Origin of the sequence: Rhizobium sp. WCS2018Hpa-16 (assembly GCF_031843705.1) — a bacterium.
In the GTDB taxonomy this organism is placed as follows: domain Bacteria; phylum Pseudomonadota; class Alphaproteobacteria; order Rhizobiales; family Rhizobiaceae; genus Agrobacterium; species Agrobacterium tumefaciens_C.
Map to the genome: position 1 here is coordinate 125,927 of NZ_JAVTIX010000004.1, position 19,589 is coordinate 145,515.

The 19,589-nt window shown below is 57.1% G+C and carries 13 protein-coding genes and 2 riboswitches; of the genes, 4 read left to right on the forward strand and 9 right to left on the reverse strand.

Annotated features, from left to right (window positions below; genetic code table 11):
• Positions 1-61: 61 nt before the first annotated feature.
• A complete protein-coding gene (locus RQI55_RS14680; protein ID WP_243258062.1) occupies positions 62-1,243 on the reverse strand; it encodes an acetyl-CoA C-acetyltransferase in 1,182 nt (393 codons plus the stop codon).
• A 241-nt stretch (positions 1,244-1,484) separates the two neighbouring features.
• Here RQI55_RS14680 and phaR point away from each other — a divergent pair, with 241 nt between their 5' ends.
• The gene (phaR, locus tag RQI55_RS14685) at positions 1,485-2,057 is read left to right on the forward strand and encodes a polyhydroxyalkanoate synthesis repressor PhaR (RefSeq protein ID WP_192065314.1); all 573 of its coding nucleotides are present in this window, start codon (positions 1,485-1,487) and stop codon (positions 2,055-2,057) included.
• Here the strand turns inward: phaR and RQI55_RS14690 are convergent.
• Together RQI55_RS14690 and RQI55_RS14695 are read right to left on the reverse strand one after the other, a co-directional pair.
• Positions 2,048-3,433, reverse strand: coding sequence for an MFS transporter (locus tag RQI55_RS14690; RefSeq protein WP_243258063.1), 1,386 nt, complete (start codon positions 3,431-3,433; stop codon positions 2,048-2,050). The two genes, phaR and RQI55_RS14690, sit on opposite strands and share 10 nt — an antisense overlap.
• A gap of 70 nt (positions 3,434-3,503) precedes the next feature.
• Positions 3,504-8,264, reverse strand: a complete 4,761-nt coding sequence (locus RQI55_RS14695) for an NAD-glutamate dehydrogenase (RefSeq protein ID WP_243258064.1) — start codon at positions 8,262-8,264, stop codon at positions 3,504-3,506.
• 535 nt (positions 8,265-8,799) lie between these two features.
• Between RQI55_RS14695 and RQI55_RS14700 the strand changes: the two genes are divergently transcribed.
• Entirely contained in the window at positions 8,800-9,372 is a 573-nt protein-coding gene (locus tag RQI55_RS14700; RefSeq protein ID WP_243258065.1) for a CarD family transcriptional regulator, read from the forward strand.
• 86 nt (positions 9,373-9,458) lie between these two features.
• Here RQI55_RS14700 and RQI55_RS14705 read toward each other — a convergent pair whose 3' ends face one another.
• The 6 genes from RQI55_RS14705 to RQI55_RS14730 all read right to left on the reverse strand — a co-directional run bounded on the left by RQI55_RS14705 (position 9,459) and on the right by RQI55_RS14730 (position 17,318).
• Positions 9,459-10,937, reverse strand: a complete 1,479-nt coding sequence (locus tag RQI55_RS14705) for a M48 family metalloprotease (protein ID WP_243258190.1) — start codon at positions 10,935-10,937, stop codon at positions 9,459-9,461.
• A gap of 320 nt (positions 10,938-11,257) precedes the next feature.
• Positions 11,258-11,974 (reverse strand): ATP-binding cassette domain-containing protein, encoded by a 717-nt coding sequence (locus RQI55_RS14710; RefSeq protein WP_311273127.1) that lies wholly within the window; start codon positions 11,972-11,974, stop codon positions 11,258-11,260.
• The gene (gene thiP, locus RQI55_RS14715; RefSeq protein ID WP_192065308.1) at positions 11,971-13,590 is read right to left on the reverse strand and encodes a thiamine/thiamine pyrophosphate ABC transporter permease ThiP; all 1,620 of its coding nucleotides are present in this window, start codon (positions 13,588-13,590) and stop codon (positions 11,971-11,973) included. The genes RQI55_RS14710 and thiP overlap by 4 nt, the downstream gene beginning before the upstream one ends.
• 18 nt (positions 13,591-13,608) lie before the next feature.
• Positions 13,609-14,622, reverse strand: a complete 1,014-nt coding sequence (thiB, locus tag RQI55_RS14720; RefSeq protein WP_243258191.1) for a thiamine ABC transporter substrate binding subunit — start codon at positions 14,620-14,622, stop codon at positions 13,609-13,611.
• Between the two features lie 38 nt (positions 14,623-14,660).
• Positions 14,661-14,769: riboswitch (TPP riboswitch) on the reverse strand.
• 77 nt (positions 14,770-14,846) lie between these two features.
• Positions 14,847-16,664: an ABC-F family ATP-binding cassette domain-containing protein gene (locus RQI55_RS14725; RefSeq protein WP_243258067.1), complete on the reverse strand. Its 1,818-nt coding sequence runs from the start codon at positions 16,662-16,664 to the stop codon at positions 14,847-14,849.
• Positions 16,665-16,667: 3 nt separating this feature from the next.
• Positions 16,668-17,318, reverse strand: coding sequence for a thiamine diphosphokinase (locus RQI55_RS14730; RefSeq protein ID WP_042615552.1), 651 nt, complete (start codon positions 17,316-17,318; stop codon positions 16,668-16,670).
• A gap of 89 nt (positions 17,319-17,407) precedes the next feature.
• Positions 17,408-17,484: riboswitch (SAM riboswitch) on the forward strand.
• Positions 17,485-17,563: 79 nt separating this feature from the next.
• On the opposite strand from RQI55_RS14730, the gene metA reads away from it, so the two are divergent.
• Together metA and RQI55_RS14740 are read left to right on the forward strand one after the other, a co-directional pair.
• Positions 17,564-18,490 carry a homoserine O-succinyltransferase gene (gene metA, locus RQI55_RS14735; protein ID WP_243258068.1) on the forward strand — a complete coding sequence of 309 codons (927 nt, stop codon included), beginning with the start codon at positions 17,564-17,566 and terminating at the stop codon, positions 18,488-18,490.
• Positions 18,491-18,560: 70 nt separating this feature from the next.
• Positions 18,561-19,583, forward strand: coding sequence for an aldose epimerase family protein (locus RQI55_RS14740; RefSeq protein WP_243258069.1), 1,023 nt, complete (start codon positions 18,561-18,563; stop codon positions 19,581-19,583).
• Positions 19,584-19,589: the final 6 nt, after the last annotated feature.

The following is a 19,589-nucleotide window of genomic DNA, read 5'->3' on the forward strand; positions in this document are numbered from 1 at the left end:
CCCCTGTTTCATTGCGTCAGCCTTAAGATGTGCCAAAGTGGCATTTCGATGATCGAAAGGATCAGAGACCTTCGAGGCACATGGCGATACCCATGCCGCCACCGATGCACAGTGTCACCAATCCTTTTTTTGCACTGCGGCGCTTCATCTCGAAAAGCAGTGTGTTGAGCACGCGTGCGCCAGATGCACCGATGGGATGGCCGATGGCGATCGCGCCGCCATTCACGTTGACGATCTCGGGATTAAGCCCCAGATCGCGGACGACCGCGCAGGACTGCGCTGCAAACGCCTCGTTCGCCTCGACAAGATCGAGATCGGATACCGACCATCCGGCCTTTGACAGCGCTTTGCGCGATGCCGGAATGGGGCCTGTACCCATGATCTGCGGATCGACACCGGCTGTGGCCCAAGAGGCGATGCGCGCCAGGGGTTGCAGGCCGCGTCGTGTTGCTTCCGCCTCACTCATAAGCAAAACGGCAGCTGCCCCGTCGTTCAAGCCAGAAGCGTTGCCAGCGGTAACGGTACCTTCCTTGTCGAAGGCAGGGCGAAGTTTCGCCATGGTGTCGATTGTGGCACCAGCGCGGATATATTCGTCGGCATCAACCGTCACATCAGACTTGCGACCCTTGATGATGAAGGGGACGATCTCATCTGCAAAACGCCCGGCGGATTGCGCAGCCTCGGCGCGGTTTTGAGAGGTCACGGCAAATTCGTCCTGCTCGTCGCGCGAAAGCTGCCACTGACGGGCAATGTTTTCTGCCGTTATTCCCATGTGATAGCCGTAAAAGGCATCCGTCAGGCCATCCTTCAACATGGTGTCCACCATCTTGAAATCACCCATTTTCACGCCGCCACGCAGATGTGCACAATGCGGTGCCATGGACATGGATTCCTGCCCACCCGCCACAATGATGGATGCGTCGCCCGTGGCGATCTGCTGCATCCCCAGCGCCACTGCACGCAGGCCAGAACCGCACAGCTGGTTGATGCCGAATGCCGTGGCTTCCTGCGGAATACCAGCCTTCATCGCGGCCTGGCGGGCCGGGTTCTGTCCTTCGCCCGCGGCAAGCACTTGCCCGAGAATGACTTCATCCACCTCGCTTGGCGCAATCCCCGCCCGCTCCAGCGCGGCCTTGATCACCGCAGCACCCAGCTCATAAGCCGGCGTGTTCGCGAAGCTGCCATTGAACGAGCCCACTGCCGTGCGTGCTGCAGCAACGATGACGATTGAAGTCGAAGTCATGTCGTAGATCTCCCATTTGCGGCGCAAGATAGTCAAAGCTTGGAGGTCAAGTCAAACCATCTCGGCATTGCAACCTTCCAGCCAATCCCTCACCGTGAGAGAGCGCAAATGCTGCGCAAAAAAAGTGACTGCTGCAACGCACAAAACGTTTGTCAGTCCGGTTGAATTGAGCATAACTTAAAAGCGGGAAGAGCAAAAAAGCATTATAAGAAGAAAATACCAGGATCGCGAGGAGGCGAGCATGGCCAAGCACAGCGGCGAGACCGTTATCAAGAAATATGCCAACCGGCGGCTCTACAATACCGGAACCAGCACCTATGTGACACTTGAAGACCTGGCCAAGATGGTCAAGCGCGGCGAAGAGTTCAAGGTTCAGGATGCCAAGACCTCGGAAGACATTACCCACGCCGTCCTGACGCAGATCATCATGGAGCAGGAAGGCAAGACCGGCAACACGCTGTTGCCAACCGCGTTTCTACGCCAGCTCATTTCCTATTATGGCGACCAGATGCAGATGGTGGTGCCAACCTTTCTCGAGCACTCCATGAAGACGTTTTCCGAACAGCAAACCCAGATGCAGGAGCATATGGGAAAAGCCTTCGGTGATACATCGTCGAAAAATTTCGCCACGCCATTCGGCTTCATGGAAGAACAGATCAAGCGCAACACCGAGCTTTTCCGTCAGGCCATGCAGGTGTTTACGCCATTTCCCATGCCTGCGGCCCCTGCAGAAAACAAGAAACCGGACGCCTCAGAAATCAATGAGCTGAAGGCACAATTGCGCTCGCTTCAGACTAAGCTCGATCAGCTTTGAGCGACTTCTGATCTTTCGGGAACACGCAGCAGCAACAGGAAGCCCGCGCCCAGAAAAATCGTGAGCGTCGCCATGCCCAAATGGGCCGAACCGCTGACATAGGTGACGATAGAAAAAGACAGCGTCGCCATGAAGCTCGTGGCGCGACCGGACAGCGCATAAATCCCGAAATAACGGCCAGCCTCGGCAACCGTCACATTGCGCGAGAGATATGACCGTGACGAGGCCTGAACCGGACCAAACGCAATGCCGATGAGAATGCCATAAAAGAGATAGGCCTTTTCAGCAGAACTCGAAAACAGCCCTTCCGTGCTGGACACCGGAAGAGCCAGCAGACCGAACAGGGTCGAATCCGTATAGGTCGAGACGATGCCAAAGGTTGCCACCAGCAACAGCGCAAGGCTGATCAGCACTGTGTTGCGCGAACCCAGACGCTGATCGACAAGCCCTGCGGCAATGCAACTGCCAATCGCCACGATGTTGAGAATGATCCCGTAAATTCCGATCTCCAGCGTACCCCAGCCGAACAGGCCCGCCGCAAAGGCACCGCCAAGGATCAGCACGCCATTGACGCCATCCTGATAGAGCATCCGCGCGATCAGAAACCGCGTGATGGCAGGGCGACCTTTCAACTCCCTGAGCGTCGCTTTCAGTTCCGTGAGTCCAGAGTGAACCGCTCTACCGAGCGGCAGGCCCTTCTTGACGTCAGGCGTGAACAAAAACATCGGCAAAATGAACACGAGATACCAGAGCGCCGAAATGGGGCCCGTGATGCGCGCATCTTCCCCCGCCGCCGGATCAAGCCCGAACAGGGGCGGAATGCCGAGGATCGTGACATTGCTGTTGGGTGCAGCGGCCAGAAACAACACGACGAAGATCAGAACCACCATACCACCCAGATATCCAAGACCCCAGGCCGTATTGGAAATGCGCCCGACATTCTCAGGCGTGGTCAGACGCGGCATCATGGAATCATTGAAGACGATCGAAAATTCAGCAGCGATGGACGCCACGATCATGAAGGTGACAGGCCACAGGAGAGCTGATCCGGGTGCGGCAAACCACAACATAGCAAGGCTCGCGATCTTCAGCGTCGCGAAGAAAGCGATCCATGGTTTTCGAGAGCCGGATTGGTCAGCGATGGAACCCAGGATTGGCGAGAAAATGGCAATGATGATGGATGAGATCGTCGCCATATTGCTCCAGGTCGTCTGGGCCGAGATCGGGTCCTCTGTCAGCCGCGCAACGAAATAGGGGCCGAAAATGAAGGTGGTGACGACGGTGAAAAAGGGCTGAGCTGCCCAATCGAACAGCATCCAGCCCCATATGCCACGCTTCGTCACAGTGTCGCCGGTCGCAAGGGAAGATGAGGCCATACGTCACCCTTTCGGCCATGGAATGGTCTGGTCTGCCCGGCCACGCAGCCGGGCAGTTCTGCACCTGATGTCAGACGCTTCGAGCCTGGACTATATCCGAAAGCAATCCGGCAGCAACCGTTAGGCGGGCGAGGTTGGTCTCGCCGCTGTCGCTGAGAGCGCTCAGCTCAGAAACGATGCGGTTGACCCGAACGCGGTCGGCGGCATACCAGGCCTGCACCGGGTTCTTTTCCTTCGCGTACTCGGTCATCGCCGAGATGACGATGCGAAGACGCGACGATGCGATCTGATCCTGGCTGCGCAGCAAGGCAAGGCTTTCATAATGGTCCGCAGGCGTAACCCGCTGACCCGCCTCCAGAAGCTTCGCCACACGGAATGTGGCGGATACGGCAGCATAGCTTTCCGCCGCACGCGCAAGCGTCGTGTTTGCCCGCTCGGCAATCAGCATGATTTCCGGCACATAAACCAAGAGCGACAGCGTTTCCAGATCGCGGATCAAAGCGGGCTCGACGCCCTCGATCTCGCTGAAACCAAGCTCCTCCTTATACTTGGCCGCACCTGGAACAAGCGTATGGATCGCCGCTTTCAACCGCTCGATTTCATCCGCCATAGAACCTGCAGCCGATGTCGTCTGGAGATAGAGCCGTGTGGCATCGGTAAATATTCTGGCGACATCGGCGTAAAGGCCGTTCTGCACCGCGCCGGAAATTTTGCCGTCGAGCTTGTCGATCTCGCTCCACAGACGCTTCAGACCAAAGCCGTCTTCCACGATCATCGCGGCCTTGACCACCGTGGGTGCCAACAGTCCGCTGGCATCGACCAGTTTCTGGACAAAGCCGGGACCGCCGCGATTGACGACTTGGTTGGCAAGCGATGTCGCAACGATTTCGCGGTGCAGACGATGGTTGGTAATATCGCCAGCATAGGTCTTCTGCATCTTGCTGGGGAAATAATCCCTTAAGAGATGCTGGAGGTAGGGCTCATCAGGCAATGGGCTCGCCACAAGCGTATCGAACAGCGTCAGCTTGGCGTAGGAAAGCAGAACGCCGATTTCCGGTCGTGTCAGCGGCTTGCCGGCTGCGTAACGCTCAGTGAACTCCGCATCGTTCGGCAGGGTTTCCACCCGCCGGTTCAACAGACCCGCCGTTTCCAACGCGCCCATCAGGCGGCCAAGTTCCTCACCATTTTCCGTGCCGCGACGTTCGGTCAGCGATATGGCAAGCGATTGAAGGTAGTTGTTGCGCAACACCAGATGCCCGACTTCCGTCGTCATGGAAGACAGCAGCTGATTGCGCTTGGGCAAGGTCAGACGCCCGTCATTGACCGGAGATGACAGGGCGATCTTGATATTGACCTCGACGTCCGAGGAGTTGACGCCAGCCGAGTTGTCGATGGCATCGGAGTTGCATCGGCCACCTGAAAGCGCATAGGCAATACGGGCTTTCTGCGTGATGCCCAGATTGGCGCCTTCACCGATCACCTTGGCGCGAACCTCGGTCGCGTTGACGCGGATCGGATCATTGGCGCGGTCACCCACCTCTGCATTGGTTTCCACCGCAGCTTTGACATAGGTGCCGATGCCGCCAAACCAGAGAAGATCGACGGGTGCCTTCAGGATCGCCGTCATAATTTCAAGTGGCGTCGCCACGGATTTGTCGATGCCGATGGCGGCAACAGCCTCCGGCGTCAGTGTCACCGATTTTTCCGAGCGGGAAATAATCATCGCACCTTCGGACAAAGCGGAACGATCATAATCCTGCCAGCTGGAGCGCGGCAGGTCGAACAGGCGTTTACGCTCGGCAAAAGACTTGTCCGTATGGGGCGTTGGATCGATCACGATATCGCGGTGATCGAAGGCCGCAATCAGTTCGATCTTTTCCGATAGCAACATGCCATTGCCGAACACGTCGCCCGACATGTCACCCACGCCAACCACCTTGAATGGCGTTGTCTGGATGTCGGTGTCCATTTCGCGGAAATGCCGCTTCACGGTTTCCCAGGCGCCGCGGGCGGTAATGCCCATTTTCTTGTGGTCGTAGCCGGCAGAGCCGCCTGAGGCAAAGGCATCATCCAGCCAGAAACCGGCCTCGCGGGCCAGACCGTTTGCGGTATCGGAGAAGGTTGCCGTTCCCTTGTCGGCTGCGACGACGAAATAGGGATCGTCACCATCCAGCCGCAACGTGTCGGCAGGGGCGACGATATCATCGCCGACAATGTTGTCGGTAATGGACAGCAGCGTGCGAATATAGGTCTTGTAGGCTTCCTTGCCCGCGTTAAAGACCTCATCGCGGTTGCCGCCAACCGGCAGGGTTTTCGGATAGAACCCGCCCTTGGCACCAACAGGCACGATCACCGCGTTCTTAACCTGCTGCGCCTTGACCAGACCCAGCACCTCGGTACGATAATCCTGACCGCGATCCGACCAGCGAAGCCCGCCACGGGCGACCTTGCCGAACCGCAGATGGACACCTTCGACCTCCGTGCCGTAAACGAAGATTTCACGGAAGGGCCGTGGATCCGGCAAACCATCCAGAAGCTTCGGATCGAACTTGAAGGCCAGCATCGCCTTTGGCGAACCATCCTCATTGCGCTGGAAATAATTGGTGCGCAGCGTCGCATCCACCGCATTGACGTAACGGCGAAGCGTACGGTCCTCGTCCAGATTGGGAACGCCTGAAAGTGCGGCCTCAATCGCCTTGTGCAGATCAGACAGCTTGCGAAGCCGGGGCTTGTCGCCGACCTTCGGATCGAAGCCATAAGAAAACAGCTCGAAAATCTTCACGGCAATCGCTGGATATTTGAACAGCGTCTCAGAAATATGCTCCTGCGAGTAGACAATACCCGTCTGCCGCAGATAGCGGGCATAGGCGCGCAAGACAGACACTTCGCGCACGCTTAGGCCAGCTGCGACAATCAGCCGGTTGAAACTGTCATTGTCGACAGTGCCATCGAAGGCCGCCAGAAATGCTTCTTCAAGCCGTGGCCCGTAAACCGAAAGATCAAGCTTGACCCCGGGCTGTACCTGCAATTCCATATCGTGCAGCACGATGGATCTGGTCTCATCTGGAGATATGACACCAATATCGAACGTACGTTCGCTAATAACGCTGAAACCGAGATTCTCAAGCAAAGGCACACGTCGTGAAAGCGGCAAATGGCCATCTCGGTGAAAAATCTTTAGCGACAGCACGCCTTCGGCCTGGGTGTCGCGGCGGTAGAACTCGATGCGCACTGGCTCACCGCCAGCAGTCGCGGCAATATCGGGCAGATCGATGATCGCCTCGTCAGGCGTAAAGGCTTCCTGATAGGCCTGATCGACATCCAGAACGGGCGAACCGACGGGGGAAAGGGCCACGAAATGGTCGGTCCACCGTGCTGCGATATCGCTGACGGCGTCTTCGAGTTTATCCTGCGCCACCCGCGGCGTCTTGCCATTGGTGCGCCCGACGATGAAGTGGACCCGTGCCACAGCGCCCTCGGGAAATGCCGGGTAATAGGCCGAGATATGGCCATCATAGATATGGGATAGATACTCGCCCATCTTTTCGCGGACGTAGGAGTTATACTCCTCGCGCGGCACGAAAATGATGACCGACACAAACCGGTCAAAGCGGTCGATGCGTGGGAGAACGCGAACACGAGGTCTGTCGCTGAGCTCCATGATCTGCTCGATGAAGCGGATCAGAAGATCGGCATCGATCTGGAAGAGATCGTCACGCGGGTAGGATTCCAGCGTATTGTGCAAGATCCGGCCGGAGTGGCTGTTGGGATCGAAACCGAAATGATCCTCCACTTCGGCCACTTTCGCCCGCAGAAGCGGTATCTGTTTGACGGAATGCGTATAGGCGGTGGCGGTGAACAGGCCGACAATGCGCAATTCGCCAACGACATTGCCATCCTCATCGAAACGCTTGATGCCGATATAATCCATATAGGCGCGACGGTGGACGATGGATTTGACATTGGCCTTGGTCACGATCAGGAAATCGGGACCATCGAGAAAGGCCAGGATTTCCGGCGTCGTCGTGACCGCGTCCTTGCCGAGGCGCAACACCCGGACATTCGGGTCCGTCAGCGTACCAAGACCGCTGCCCTCGCCGCGCTCGACCTTGGCATCGTTGCCCGTGCCGGAATAGCTGTAGTCGCGCATGCCAAGAAAAGTGAAGTTATCATTGCGCAACCACTCCAGAAACGCGACGGCTTCGTTGCGCCCGGTTTTACGACGGCTGGGACCACGCTCCTGCAACTCCGTCAGCGCCTTGTCCAGCTTGGCAATCATCGGTTTCCAGTCGGTGAAGGCCGACTGAACCTGAGACAGCACAAACAGCAGACGCTCCGTCAGCGCCTCGGCTGCCTGCGAAGCAATCGGCGCGATATGGATCTGGATGAGGCTGATATTGTCATGGGGCGCATCAAGTTCGGAATCGGCGAGACGATAGCCGCCGGTTACAGCGGCATCGGCAACCAGAATAGGGTGGACGGCGAGAAATAGGCTGCGGTAGCTGCTCGTTACCTCACCCATGACGCTGTCATAGAGGAAAGGCATGTTGCGACCGATAATGGTCAGAATAGAGACAGGATTGTCGCGCGGAGAAACACCCTCTACTTCAGAAATTCCAATATAGGGCTTGTCTTTCGTCCAGCGGGACAATTCATCCCGCGTGTGCTGGGCTGCTGCTGCCAGCATTTCAGGTGAATAATATTGTATATCATCTGAACTTGCGCGGCCAAAAACTGCCTCTGGGTCTAGAAATGGCTTACCGGACATCTCCGCCAAAATTCTGGTCTTTTCGAGTTTTTTGTCGCGTTTTGGATTGTTCCGGTAGCCCATTTTGTCTTTTTCCTCCCAAAGGGTGAAGTTTTATCAATGAAAACAGAAAAAATCGTCATTTTCACAAATTCGAATCGGATATTGGCGCGGAATTATGAAGAGTTTAAGTGGCAATCTTTACTTTAAGCGCCGCGCCCGAATTTTATTCGATTGAAATCTGCGGGGCGCGTCCTGCGCCGAATCAAAAGGCACCGATTCGCATTTTTCGTCGGTGGCAAAGTGACCCTATTGTGACTCGATAGTCACGGTCGAAGCAAATTATTGATTTCCTCGTATTTTTGTGATAGACCTTAGAAACTGATCCACAGCGTGGCATTTGCGTGCCCAAAAACACCACGAAAGCAACTCATCACTTGCACGCGGTTTCCGTGACATACCGATTGTTTGTGTCAACCTGCGGGTTGCGGGTGGCCTGTCTTTGAGCGCACGTCTGTACCAGTATCAAGTCACTTGACGGTTCCCCCGTCTCATCCGGGCCTGACCGACCCGACCCCCGGAAATCCCGGGTGTATGTAACAGGGAGTTTTTAGAACGAATGACGACCCAGCCAAAAAAATCTCCAGCGCGTCACGGTTTCAAGACCGGCGAAGCGATCGTTTATCCCGCTCATGGTGTCGGTACCATTTCGTCCATTGAGGAACAGGAAGTTGCGGGTATGAAGCTCGAACTGTTCGTCATTGATTTCGAAAAAGACAAGATGCGTCTGAAAGTTCCAGTGGCCAAGGCTGTGACAATCGGCATGCGCAAGCTGTCGGAAGAGGATTTCGTCGAGCGTGCATTGAAAGTTGTTCAAGGCAAGGCTCGTGTCAAGCGCACCATGTGGTCGCGCCGTGCGCAGGAATATGATGCAAAGATCAATTCCGGCGACCTGATCGCCATCGCGGAAGTGGTTCGTGACCTTTACCGTGCGGAAAATCAGCCGGAACAGTCCTATTCCGAGCGCCAGCTTTATGAAGCTGCTCTTGATCGCATGGCCCGCGAAATTGCTGCTGTGAACAAGATGTCTGAAACGGAAGCCGTTCGTCTGGTTGAGGTCAATCTCAACAAGGGACCAAAGCGCGGCAAGGCGATTGACGAAGAAGACGCTCAGGAAGAAGAAGCCGCGTAAGCGTCTGATCTTCCATTCTACAAACCCGGCCTTTGAATTGGATATGCTCCGCATTGGAAACAGGTTCAATTCAAAGGCCGGGTTTTTTATTCTGCGATGATCTTCACACGTTCGCCTGGCTGGATGGCCGCTGTCGCGCTCATGGCGTTCAATACCCGGAAAAGCTCCACCTTCCTGTCAGTCCCCATCATGCGCCCAGCAATGGACGCAATCGTGTCGCCCGGCTTGGTGGTAATAACGCGCACACGCAGGGGCTTCAGCGCCGAAATTTCAGCCGGTGTCATCTTGCGGAACGTCGTGCGCAACACATTTGCCACGCTATCGAGTTGGGCACTGCCCTTGGGCACGGCGGTCAGGAAGCGGAAAATCTGCTGTCCGACGCGGATTACGGTGACATCGAAATCCCATTTATCGGCGGTGGCGCGAGCCGTCGCTGCCGGCAATCCATTGATTTCCGTTTCACGCACGGTTTCAGGCACCAGACCCGCGACCCAGCCGCTGGTCAGATAATTGGCAAGGCTCGTCTGCTTGGGATCGGCCACACCATCGAAACGGATCGCCATTTCGCCGGGACCGGTGGCAAGCACCGCCTCGACCTTGTTGTCGATCTGGAAGCCTTCGGGAACATCGAAGCGAATTCCGAGAGTGCCATGCAGGAACGTGTTGCCACGCACATATCCTTCCTGGGGACTATCGCCGTAAAGAAGCCCGTCTATGCCATTGAGGAACCAGTCACGACCCTTATCGCCAACCTGTCCTTCCTGCCCGAAGGCGCGAGCATGGCGCTTGGCCAGCTCGATGCGCTGCGGAGTGTTAGGGTGGCTCGACAGGAAGTCGAGGCTCTGATCGCTGTCGGGATCTGCCGATGAGAAGCGCGCATAGGCCGCCATGGAATCGAGGAAGCGAGGCGACGCATAGGGATCGTAACCGGCCTCGCCCAGCATGCGTACGCCTATAACATCGGCTTGCAATTCCTGCTGGCGGGAAAAGGCTGCGAGGCGCAACTTGCCACGCGCAAGTGCCTGTTTTCCGGCCAGATCGCTGGACAAGACTTCCGCAACCACACGGCTGGCAATGACCTCGGCCTCTTCGCGGCGCTGGCGCTCAATGCCATGATTGGCAGTCACATGGCCCATCTCGTGCGACAGCACGGCTGCGACTTCCGAAGCATCATTGGCAAGTGCCAGAAGCCCGCGCGTCACATAGAGATAGCCACCCGGCAGCGCAAATGCGTTGATGGCGGGAGAGTTCAGAATGGTGATGCGATAGGACTGCTGCGGATTTTCCGAGACTGCCGTCAGCGCACCCGCAATGCGGGCCACGAGGCGTTCAGTCTTATCGTCGTGATATTCGCCGCCATAGCTTGCCACGATGCGCGGATGCTCACGCGCACCCATCTGGGCACGCGGATCGTCCTTTTGAACCTGCTCCACGGTCTGCGGATTGTCAGATGGCTTGAGCGTTGACTGGTAGGACGAGCTGAAGAGAGACTGGCACGCCGACAGCACGAAGCCGGCGGTCGCCAATGCCAGCGTGCGCTTGACCAGCCTGCCTGTCTTCCGCATCTTCTGACTGGAGGTGTGGCCCCGCAGAGCCTTCACACACGTCATCATCCTGCCTGTCTGCTCCAAACGTTCCTGATCATCCGTTAAAGTGCAGACCAGTATGCCATATTAGCCCTAGGGGCATGTGAATGCGCAAACAATCGAAATGATCCGCCATTTGCAAATATATTATCAGATCGCTTGTTTGCATCACTTCTCAAGCAGTTGTGAATGAATCGCAACTGCAAAATTTGCGCATCGACCGTGTTATTTTGCAAGGCTTGACAGTGACCCGCGTCGAAATTGTGACGCGGCATAACCGCGAATGCTGAGCGACAATCTCACGCCGCCAGAAATATCCTGATTGGCTCAAGATGGGTCGCGGCAAAAAACGCGTCAACACTGCCTTCAAACAGCACCTGACCGTGATGAAGAAACACAACCGCATCTGCCAGTTTGCTTATATCATCAGGGTTGTGCGTCACCAGAAGAACGGTGTTGCCCAGTTCCTTATGCAGCGCCCGCAGCAGGCTTCCCATGCCGGCGCGAAGGCCGGGATCGAGTGCCGCAAACGGCTCATCCAGAGCCATGATGCTGCGACGGCGCACCAGGGCTCTGGCCAGCGCCGCCCTTTGCCGCTCGCCGCCAGACATGGTCGAAGGCAGGCGTCTTTCAAAACCGGCAAGCCCGACGCGCTCAAGCGCCTTGCTGATCACGACCTTGTCAGCGGCACCCAGCTTCAGGGATGAATTGATGCCCAATCCAACATTTGTGAAGATATCCAGATGGGCAAAGAGATTGTTGTCCTGAAAAACCACGGAGACTGGCCGTTGCGAGGGATCAAGCCCGCGCATATCCTGTCCCTCGATCAGCAACTTCCCGCGATCCGGCGCTTCAAAGCCCGCAACGAGATTGAGGAGCGTGGACTTCCCCGATCCAGACGGACCGACAATGGCTGTCACCTTGCCGCGCGCAAAGCGGCAATCCAGCGCAAAATTCTGCTGGCCGAGCGTAAGCTCGATCTTCTCAATGCTGACAGCAATATCGTGCAGGGTCATGCGATGGCTTTCGCTGGCTGACGGGAAACGCCCCCGGCGGCGAGGACGAGGCAGATGACGCCCAAGATGAAGGCGTAACCCGCCGCATCATTGGTCCGGTAACTGCCCATATTGCTATAGACCAGCCAGGGCAATGTCGTGAAGTTTTCCGAGCCGAACAGGGCAACAGCACCGAGATCGCCGAGCGAAAGCGCCATGGCGAATGAAAATGCCGTCGCAACCGGTCTCCATAGAACCGGCCATTCAACAAGGCGAAGCCGGGACAGACCTGATATCCCGAGACTGGCAGCCAATCGCCCACTGCGGGTCTGATGGGCGATGTATGCAGGTTCCAGCACCCGCATCACGAATGGCAGCGCCATCAGCATGTTGATGATGGAGACAAGGATAGGCGCAAATGTCGAGACATCGCCCAGCGGTCGCAACAGCAGAAACCAGCCACTCCCCAGAACGACCGGAGGCACGAGCAGCACCAGGGCCGATCCGGCACCCATGGCTGTAAACAAGACCCGAAGCGGTCCAGCCGGTCGTCTTTGCCCAGCGATAGCCTGACGGGCGCGCACAAGTGCGACCGAAATGAGAATGGCAAGAGACGCGGACTGGAGCGCGATCAGCAGGCTGGTGATCGCAGCCTTGAGGAATGCGCTTGCAAGCAGCAGCCGCGAAAGATCCGCGGTCAGTCCAGATGCTGCGACCGCGCAGAGAGGCAATGCGACCAAAACCATGGCAAGCATGATCATCGATCCATCCCACAGACGCGCCGTCCACCTGTCGCTATCGAAGCGTCGCACGGCTTTCGCCTGCGTCAAAGCTTCCGCATCGGCAGAGGGTAAACGCGCCAGCAGCGCAAGCAGCACGCTGGTCATGATGATCTGCATCAGGGAAAGCGAAATGGCGCGGGGTGGATCGAAATCAAAACGCAGCGCCTGATAGATGGCGACCTCGATCGTGGTTGCCGCAGGCCCACCCCCCAGCAACAAAACGAGTGTGAAGCTCGTGGCGCAGAGCATGAAGATCAGACCGGCCACGCCCGGGATGAGACGCGCAATGGCCGGCCATTCCACGAAGCGAAACGTCGAGAGTGGACCAAAACTCAGGCTGGCAGCGATGCGCCAATATTCCCCCGGAACCCGCTCAAGCCCGGCCAGAAAGAACCGTACCGCCAGCGGCAAATTGAAAAACACATGGGCAATCAGAATACCGGACAGACCATAGATGCTGAAAGGCTGCTCTGCGCCAGCCGCCATGAAGACCGTGTTGAATATCCCTTGCCTGCCCCAGATGGCGATAATCCCCAGCGCACCGACAATCACCGGAAGTCCCATCGGCACCGCCATGAGCCGGATGATCCAGATGCGGCCGGGAAAATCCCGCTGTCGCGCCAGCGCCAGCGCCACTGGCAGGCCGAGAGCTATCGACAAGACGGTGGAAAGCGTTGCTTGCCAGAGAGTGAAGCGCAATATGCGCAGCGTATAGACATCCAGCACCTCAGCGGACGCTGTGTCGGCATCAAACGAGAGGAGCGCCGCGACGGCAAGGCCCATGAACAAAAGAACGGCAACAAATGCCACCGTTCCACTGACAATAAACCTTCGACGTTCAACGCGCTCGATCATGATGAAGAGCGATCCGTCTTACTTGACGCTCATCGCAGCCAGCCATTCATCGATCCAAGCCTTGCGATTTTTGGCAACCTCTTCGGGGGACATCAAAAAGGTTTTGGCAGGCTGGACGAGCTTGGAAAATGCCTCAGGCAAGGGGGCAGATGTGGCCGCAACCGGCATCATCCAGTTGTTTTCTGGAATGGCGTCCTGAAAGCCCGGCTTCAGCATGAAAGCGAGAAACTGCTTTGCCAGGGGCTTTTCCGGCGCGTTCTTCAGGATGCCCGCAACTTCGATCTGGATATAGTGACCCTCTTCGAAACTGGCAGCCTGATAGCGATCCGTCTTTTCCGACACCATGTGATAGGCGGGAGACGTGGTGTAGGAAAGCACCATCGGCACCTCTCCCTTGGTAAACAGGCCATAGGATTCAGACCAACCCGGCGTCACCGTCAGCACGCGGGTCTTGAGCTTCGCCCAAGCCTCCGGCGCCTTGTCGCCATAAACCGACTTGACCCACAAAAGCAGCCCGAGACCCGGGGTGGATGTTCGCGGATCCTGAATTGCGATCTTCTGCGAGGGATCGCCCTCTACCAATTCCCTAAGGCTTTTCGGCGGGTTCTTCAGTGTCTGCGTATCGTAGACGACAGCGAAATGCCCGTAATCATAGGGCACGAAAACATCGTCCTTGAACCCACCCGGCACCTTGGCCGCTGATGTATCGATGCCTGACTGCTCGAACAATCCCGTCTGGCGGGCCTCCGTCACGAGGTTTGTATCCAGACCCAACACCACATCCGCACTGGAGCCTGCGCCTTCCAGCTTCAGCCGGTTGAGCAAAGCCATACCATCGGCCACGCCAACGAAGTTGACTGTGCAATTGCACGTCTCTTCGAAAGACGCCTTGACCTTGGGGCCGGGACCCCATTCGGAAACAAAGCTCTCATAGGTGTAGACGGTCAGCACCTTCTTGTCTTGCGCATGGGCGAAACCGGGCAATGCGAAAGACGCGGCAACAAGACTATGAATGAACAGACGACGCATCAGACAACCTCCTCGAATGGACGAACGGGAAAGTGGCGTCTGGATGGAAGCCGTCTAATCCCTCCGCCGGTGTTAACCGGATCAGGTTCTTCGGGTTGGCAAATGCCTCTCAGCCCTGCCCTATCAGACAAAGCACCCCGTTAGATCTAGGCAAAGCTGTAATTGGTTGCCGCGGTATTGGCAAGATGCAGACGAGACACCCGCGCCGGGGGTGCGGGTCGCATCCGTTAGCCTTCCATTTCCTCACGAAGCATTTCAAGCTCCAGCCATTCTTCTTCCATGGCCTCCAGCTTTTCGCGAAGCTTCGACATTTCGTCGGCCAGCGTGTTGAAGGCGGTTGGGTTTTTGGCAAACAGCTGCGGATCGGCCATGCGCTCTTCGCGCTTGGCAATTTCGGCCTGCGCCTTTTCCATTTCCTTGGGCAGATTTTCCAGCGCAAACTTCTGCTTGAAGGAGAGCTTCACTTTCGCCTTGCCGGTTTCACCGGATGATGAGGATGCTTTGCTCTTTTCCTGCTTTTCAGCCTTTTTCTTCTCGTCAGACGCGCCCTTGCGCTGCGCCATCATATCCGAGTAGCCACCGGCATATTCGATCCACCGGCCATCCGGCGCTTCGGGATTGGCAGGCGCAATCGTCGATGTGACAGTCCGGTCGAGGAAGTCGCGATCATGGCTGACAAGAATGACGGTTCCGGAAAAGCCGGCAACGATTTCCTGCAGCAGATCGAGCGTTTCAATATCGAGATCGTTGGTCGGCTCGTCGAGGATCAGAAGGTTTGTCGGCTTTGCAAGAATGCGCGCCAGCATCAGACGCGCGCGCTCGCCGCCGGAAAGCCTGCGGATGGGCGTGCGCGCCTGTTCAGGCTGAAACAGAAAATCCTTCATATAGCCGGTGACGTGCTTCACCTCACCATTGACCAAAAGATTTTCGCCCCGCCCGTCTGTCAGGTAATGCGCCAGCGTGTCCTCAAGGTTCAAGTCTTCACGCTTCTGGTCGAGCGTGGCAATTTCCAGCTTTGTGCCAAGCTTGACGGTGCCGCTATCGGGCTCCAGCTGACCCGTCAACATCTTCAAAAGCGTCGTCTTGCCCGCACCGTTCGGCCCAACGAAGCCAATGCAATCGCCGCGATGCACGCGCAGGGAAAACGGCGCAACTATGATGCGATCGCCATAGGATTTCGTGATTGCATCGGCCTCGACCACCAGCTTGCCGGACTCGCGCCCTTCAGCGGCGGTTGCCTGCACGGTACCCTGCGGGCCGTTGTGACCGCGATAGGAGGCGCGCATATCGCGCAACTCTCCCACGCGGCGCATATTGCGCTTGCGCCGGGCGGTCACGCCGTAACGCATCCAGTGCTCTTCGCGCTCAATGGCTTTGCCGAGCTTGTGCTGTTCCAGTTCTTCTTCTTCCAGCACCTTGTCACGCCATTCCTCGAAATGGGCAAAGCCCCTGCTGAGACGGCGCGACTGGCCGCGATCCAGCCAGACGGTGGCTGTGGAGACCTTTTCGAGAAAGCGACGGTCATGGGAAATCAGAACGAGAGCGCTGCGCGTCTGCTGCAACTCGCCTTCCAGCCATTCGATGGTTGGCAGGTCCAGATGGTTGGTCGGCTCATCGAGCATCAGAATGTCAGGCTCAGGCGCCATGACGCGCACCAAGGCCGCGCGTCGGGCTTCGCCGCCGGACAGGCTGGATGGATGCTCAAGCCCGGTCAGACCCAGATGTTCGAGAAGATAGGTCACGCGGTAGGCGTCATCGCCCGGCCCCAAGCCCGCCTCTGCATAGGCCTGCACCGTCTCAAAACCTTCAAAATCCGGTGCCTGTTCCAGATAGCGGATGGTGGCGGATGGATGCCGGAAAACCTCCCCGGACTGCGCCTCGACCAGACCGGCTGCAATTTTCATCAGCGTCGATTTGCCAGAGCCGTTGCGGCCGACGAGGCAGATGCGATCTCCCGGCTCAACTTGCAGGTTTGCACCATCCAGCAGCGGGTTAACGCCAAAGGTCAGCTTGATATCATCGAGTTTCAGAATAGGGGGTGCCACGGTTCAGGCTCCGGTCAAGTCATAGGGACGGGCAAGCACAATGGCTTTGCCGCTTTCAAGGCGAAGTCGCAAAGCGCCCTCCGCCACATTGGAAATAGTGCGCGACGAGCCGAAGGCAAGCGCAAAGTCTTCAAGAGGATAGCGAGCATTGTCGATATCCAGCCCCTCCAGCGCCGTAAAACCTGCGATGGAGAACAGGGAGCCGGCAGGCAGATCGATGGAGAGGTCACCCGCCAGCAGGGGATAGGCTTCCTCCGTGCCCGATGTCAGGATGACGTCAAAACCACGCTCTGCCAGTGACACGGCGTAAAGCAGGTGAAACAGCGCATGATCGGATCTTTCACCAGCCAGCGCACCGACCAGAACCAGCCGGTTTGCACCGCGAGACAGGGCCTCAGAAACAGCAATCTCGCCATCCGTAACGCCCTTTGCAGCCGGAAACGGCTGTTGCGGGACATTTTGCCATTGGGACATCAGATCGGCATCGGACGAATCGAAATCGCCGACCCATAGCTCCGGCGTCAGCCCCAGCGGGGCGGCGTGGCGCATACCGCTATCTGCCGCAATCGCACGCGTTCCGGCCACCGCTTTTTGCAAGCGATCCGTGACGGTGATGTTTCCGCCAAGCAGAATGGTGAAGGGTGCCGAACTCATGCCCTGCCATAGCCCGGAACGGGCCTATAAGGAAAGGCACAAACGCGGACAGGGCAGCGATATTGATTTTTAGGCCAGACAGGATTATGACACCTGCCAGTGGTGATTTGCCGACCGGCTTGCGGCCACTTTAAAGAAGTTGCTAAATGGTCGAGGAAATAGGCAATTTCCGAGGACCGGCTGCGATTTCGTTGCCGGTTTTTTTGTTTTCTAGGCCTGTGCTGCCAGGAAAGTGAGAGTTCGAGATGCCGATCAAGATACCTGATACGCTGCCTGCCTTCGAAACCCTCGTGCAAGAGGGCGTGAGGGTGATGACAGAAACAGCGGCGATCCGTCAGGATATCCGCCCGCTTCAGATCGGCCTTCTCAATCTCATGCCGAACAAGATCAAGACCGAGATACAGATGGCGCGGCTGGTGGGTGCATCCCCCCTTCAGGTGCAGCTGTCGCTCGTGCGCATCGGCGGACACCGCGCCAAGAACACGCCGGAAGAACATCTGCTTTCCTTTTACGAAACATGGGAGGAGGTCCGTCACCGCAAGTTCGACGGCTTCATCATCACGGGCGCGCCGGTGGAAACGCTCAACTATGAGGACGTGACCTATTGGAATGAGATGCGTCAAATCCTGGATTGGACGCAGACCAATGTTCACTCAACGCTCAATGTGTGCTGGGGCGCGATGGCAGCCATCTACCACTTCCACGGCATTCCCAAGCATGAGCTGAAGGAAAAGGCATTCGGCGTGTTCCGCCACCGCAACCTGTGCCCGTCATCCATCTATCTCAGCGGCTTTTCCGATGATTTTCAGGTGCCCGTCTCCCGCTGGACCGAGGTGCGCCGTGCAGACATCGAAAAGCATCCCGATCTGGAAATCCTGATGGAGTCAGAGGAAATGGGCGTCTGCCTTGTGCATGAGCGCAAGGGCAAGCGTCTCTATATGTTCAACCATGTCGAATATGATTCCACCTCTCTCTCGGAAGAATATTTCCGCGATGTGAATGCGGGCGTACCGATCAAGGTGCCGCATAATTACTTCCCGCATAATGACCCGGATCTGACGCCGCTGAACCGCTGGCGCAGCCATGCCCATCTGTTTTTCGGCAACTGGATCAACGAGATCTACCAGACGACGCCATATGATCTGGCAGATATCGGCAAAGACAAACCATAATTCTGCAATTGCGCGGGCGTTGAAAATAAAGCAACGTCCGGCCCTGTTGATTGATCGGGAGAGTGACACGATGAGCGAAGCTGGCGCACGGGAAGATTTTGGTTTCACGGCCAAGGGTGAGAAGGTCGAGCGTGTCACGATTTCCGCTGGCGGCCTGAGGGCAAAGGTGATGACCTGGGGCGCGGTCATTCAGGACCTGCGTCTCGATGGGCACCAGCCCGCACTGGTGCTGGGTTTCGACAATTTCGATGACTACCCGAAATACTCTTCCTATTTTGGTGCAACACCGGGCCGCAACGCTAACCGTATCGGCGATGGCAAATTCACGATTGATGGTACCGCCTATCAGCTGGAACTCAATGAAAAGGGTGTAACCCATCTCCACGGCGGCAGTGACAATATCGGCAAGCGCAACTGGATGATCATGGAGCATGGGCAAGACCATGTCGTGCTGCAGATTGTCGATCCCGATGGCCGCGCCGGTTATCCCGGCAATTGCACCGTGCGCGCCACCTACACGATCCGCGAGGGCGGCGTGCTATCGGTGGTCTACGAAACAACGACCGACCATCCGACCATCGCCAATGTCTGCCAGCACACCTATTTCAATCTGGATGGCGCTGAAACCGCATTGGGGCATGAAATAGAGATCGCCGCCGACCACTATTTGCCAACGGATGAGCGCCAGATACCGAGGGGCGAAATCCGCGCTGTTGATGGCACCGAATTCGACCTTCGCTCATCCCTGCCCATGAAGCATATGAAGGATGGCGAACAGGTTCTTTACGATCACAATTTCTGCCTGTCGCCGGAACGTGTCGCCAAGCGGCATGTCGCGCGCGTTTCCGCGCCGGCCTCCAATATTACGCTGGACGTGGCAACGACGGAGCCCGGCGTGCAACTCTATTCAGGCTTCAAGCTGAATGCGGCGGTGCCGGGGCTGGATGGTCGCCACTACGGACCCTTCGCCGGTTTTTGCCTGGAAACCCAGATCTGGCCCGATGCCGTCAACCATGACGGTTTTCCAAACGGCATTCTGCGCCCCGGCGAGACGCTGGTTCAGGAAACCGACTATATTTTCAAGAAAGGCTGAGCGGTT

Coding starts and splice junctions, on each gene's coding strand:
- RQI55_RS14690 (WP_243258063.1), bottom strand. CDS start 3,433: ATGGCCTCATCTTCCCTTGCGACCGGCGACACTGTGACGAAGCGTGGC.
- RQI55_RS14680 (WP_243258062.1), bottom strand. CDS start 1,243: ATGACTTCGACTTCAATCGTCATCGTTGCTGCAGCACGCACGGCAGTG.
- metA (WP_243258068.1), top strand. CDS start 17,564: ATGCCGATCAAGATACCTGATACGCTGCCTGCCTTCGAAACCCTCGTG.
- RQI55_RS14740 (WP_243258069.1), top strand. CDS start 18,561: ATGAGCGAAGCTGGCGCACGGGAAGATTTTGGTTTCACGGCCAAGGGT.
- RQI55_RS14695 (WP_243258064.1), bottom strand. CDS start 8,264: ATGGGCTACCGGAACAATCCAAAACGCGACAAAAAACTCGAAAAGACC.
- phaR (WP_192065314.1), top strand. CDS start 1,485: ATGGCCAAGCACAGCGGCGAGACCGTTATCAAGAAATATGCCAACCGG.
- RQI55_RS14705 (WP_243258190.1), bottom strand. CDS start 10,937: ATGCGGAAGACAGGCAGGCTGGTCAAGCGCACGCTGGCATTGGCGACC.
- thiP (WP_192065308.1), bottom strand. CDS start 13,590: ATGATCGAGCGCGTTGAACGTCGAAGGTTTATTGTCAGTGGAACGGTG.
- RQI55_RS14730 (WP_042615552.1), bottom strand. CDS start 17,318: ATGAGTTCGGCACCCTTCACCATTCTGCTTGGCGGAAACATCACCGTC.
- RQI55_RS14700 (WP_243258065.1), top strand. CDS start 8,800: ATGACGACCCAGCCAAAAAAATCTCCAGCGCGTCACGGTTTCAAGACC.
- RQI55_RS14710 (WP_311273127.1), bottom strand. CDS start 11,974: ATGACCCTGCACGATATTGCTGTCAGCATTGAGAAGATCGAGCTTACG.